2 protein-coding genes are annotated in these 3039 nt (G+C 62.2%); both read right to left on the reverse strand.

The genetic code is table 11. The annotated features are described in order from the left end of the window. Positions 1-1561, reverse strand: a 1561-nt coding sequence (locus tag ACLTXB_RS18560) for an AIR synthase-related protein (protein WP_428227964.1), incomplete at its 3' end; no start/stop codon positions are given. Between the two features lie 33 nt (positions 1562-1594). Then, on the reverse strand, positions 1595-3039 hold a 1445-nt coding region (locus ACLTXB_RS18565), incomplete at its 5' end, for an ABC transporter substrate-binding protein (protein ID WP_428227965.1).

The following is a 3039-nucleotide window of genomic DNA, read 5'->3' on the forward strand; positions in this document are numbered from 1 at the left end:
GCTCGCCGATGGCCACGGACACACCGCCCGCGCCAAAGTCGTTGCAGCGCTTGATGAGGCGGGTGACCTCGCCGTTGCGGAACAGGCGCTGGATCTTCCGCTCCTCGGGGGCATTGCCCTTCTGGACCTCGGAGGCCATGGTGGTCAGGGACTTCATGTTGTGGCTCTTGGAGGAGCCGGTGGCGCCGCCGATGCCGTCACGGCCGGTACGGCCGCCCAGCAGGATCACCACATCGCCAGGGGCAGGGACCTCACGGCGGACATGGTCGGCGGGAGCCGCACCCACTACCGCGCCGCACTCCAGGCGCTTGGCGATGTAGCCCTCGTGGTAGACCTCGGCCACATGGCCGGTGGCCAGGCCGATCTGGTTGCCGTAGGAGGAGTAGCCCGCCGCGGCAGTCTGGGCCAGCTTGCGCTGGGGCAGCTTGCCGGGAATGGTCTGGTCAAAGGGCACACGGGGATCGCCGCCGCCGGTGAAGCGCATGGCCTGGTGGACATAGACACGGCCAGACAGGGGATCGCGGATACAGCCGCCGATACAGGTGGCCGCGCCGCCGAAGGGCTCGATCTCAGTGGGGTGGTTGTGGGTCTCGTTTTTGAACATGAGCAGCCAGTCCTGCTCCTTGCCGTCCACCTTGGCGGGGACATGGATGGAGCAGGCGTTGATCTCCTCGCTCTCGTCCAGCTCGGGCAGCAGGCCGCGCTTTTTCAGGGTCTTGGTACCGATGGTAGCCACGTCCATCAGGGTGCGGGGACGCTTGGCAGCCTTCTCCTCCCCGTACACCTCCACCCGGGCGTCCAGATACCGCTGGTAAGCCGCGGCGATCTGGGGATCGTCAATGGTGATTTCGTCCAGATGGGTGGAGAAGGTGGTGTGGCGGCAGTGGTCGGACCAGTAGGTGTCCACCACGCGGATCTCGGTGATGGTGGGATCCCGCTTCTCCTGGTCCCGGAAGTAGGTCTGCAGGAACTTCAGGTCGTCCAGGTCCATGGCCAGACCCAGGCGGGACAGCAGGTCCTCCAGAGCCTTCTCGTCCATGGCGATAAAGCCCTCCACGGTGTCCACGTGGTCGGGAGCGGCGTGGGTGCGCTCCAGGGTCTCAGGCTTGTCCATGGAAGCCTCCCGGCTCTCCACGGGGTTAATGAGGTACTTGCGGATCTTCTCCAGATCCTCCTGGCTGATGGTGCCCATCAGCAGGTACACCTTGGCGGTGGCAATGATGGGGCGGTCCACACCGGACTGGAGCTGGATGCACTGCTCACAGGAGTCGGCCCGCTGGTCGTACTGGCCGGGCAGGGCCTCCACCGCCAGCACCTGATGCTCCCCCTGAGGGGCAGGGAACTGCTTGTCATAGATCACGTCCACCTGGGGCTCAGAGAACACCACGCTCTTGGCGGCCTCATAGACCTGGGGATCGATGCGGTCGGCATCGTAACGGTTCAAGATGCGAACCGACTCCAGCCCCTGCACACCCAGCTGCTCCCGCAGCTGGCGGCACAGGCCCTGGGCCTCTACATCAAAGCCCGGTCTCTTCTCGGAATAACAGCGGTAAACACTCATGTCCATTCCTCCACACGATATCCAAATTCTTTTTTATTTTACCGTCCACTGGGACAGATTGGAAAACACATTTCCCTGTACCGGGCTCAGATTCTCTACCCGGTCATACTGGGTCAGCACTGTTCCCTCCCGGAAACAGATGGGTGCGATGGGGGCGTTCTGATTTAAGTAGCGCAGCAGGGTAGCCATGGTGGTGACCCGCTGCTCTCCCTGTGCCTTGCGCACATTTTCCAGCAGGAGAGGCACTGCCGCGTCATTCCACCCACCGTAGTTCAGCTCGCCCTGAGGTGAAACCAAGGAGGTCAGATCAAAATCCGCGGTGAGATATACCTCCGCCAGATACAGATCAAACTGCCCGCTCTCCAGCGCCTTGACATAGTCCTCCCAGGCCAAGCGCTCCACGGTCACCCGCAGTCCAGCCGACTCCAGGTCTTCAGCAATACGGTTGGCGGCGGCACTCTTGGCCATATCCTCAATGTTAACAAGTAAAGTCAGGGATTTTCGGTTCAGCTCCAGGGCCTTAAGCGCAGACAGGTCATACTCCAATTCCTGAGCCAGCTCCGCGTCATACAATGCGCTGTCCGGGTGGACCGGCAGCGTAGACGCTGTGGCATGGCGGGCATAGACGCTGTCCGTCACATAGCTGCGGTCAATGGCTTTGGCAATGGCCTGGCGCACCTCCGGGTCCTGACACACACCATGAGCCGTCTGGAACCCAAGGTAAATGAGGCCCGTGGTATTGTATTCCCACACCTCGTAGCTGCCGGAATAACCCAGCTCATTGCTGCCGGTAATATCCGCATCGATGAGCGTCACCTCACCGGAGCTGAACGCGGTCGCCGCCTGCTCCTTCTGCGTCATCGTTGCCAGAGGGATCTGTTTTAAACTCAGGCTGTCCGCTCCCTGCCACCAGTCCGCCCGGGCATTGAGGTACAGCTTTCCCCCCTGCTCCGACAGAACATAGGGTCCTGTCCCCAGTGGGCGGTTGGAGCTGTCCAGGGCGATAGGAATATCCAGCAGCGTGGGCAGCGCCCCGTTGGGGGTCGTTAGGGTAATGGTTACCTGCTCTCCGGAGCCGGACACCCCGCTCACATTGGCCAGCCGTTTGGCGTAGCGAGAAGCGGGGTCCTTGGCGGTCTGAAGGGCCTGGGCCACGATCTCCCCGGTAAGGGGCGTGCCGTCGGAAAAGGTCACTCCGGCGCGCAGCTGGAAGGTCCAGGTCAATCCGTCCTCGCTGACGGTGTAGCTCTGGCACAGCTGAGGTGTGGCGGTAAAGGTGCTGTCCACCGTAAACAGGCTCTCGTACAGCAGCGGGGCCAGGGTCAAATTGGCCTGACTGGTGGACAGCGCCGGATGAAAGCTGTAGGCGGGATAGGCCGCCAGCGTAAAGGGTTGTGTATTCTTTTCCTGCTCCTCCTGAGAGGAAGAACTGCTGCTGGAGCTCTGGGAGCCGGAGGAGGAGCTGCTCACGTCCCCCG

This window comes from Flintibacter sp. (genome assembly GCF_046973065.1).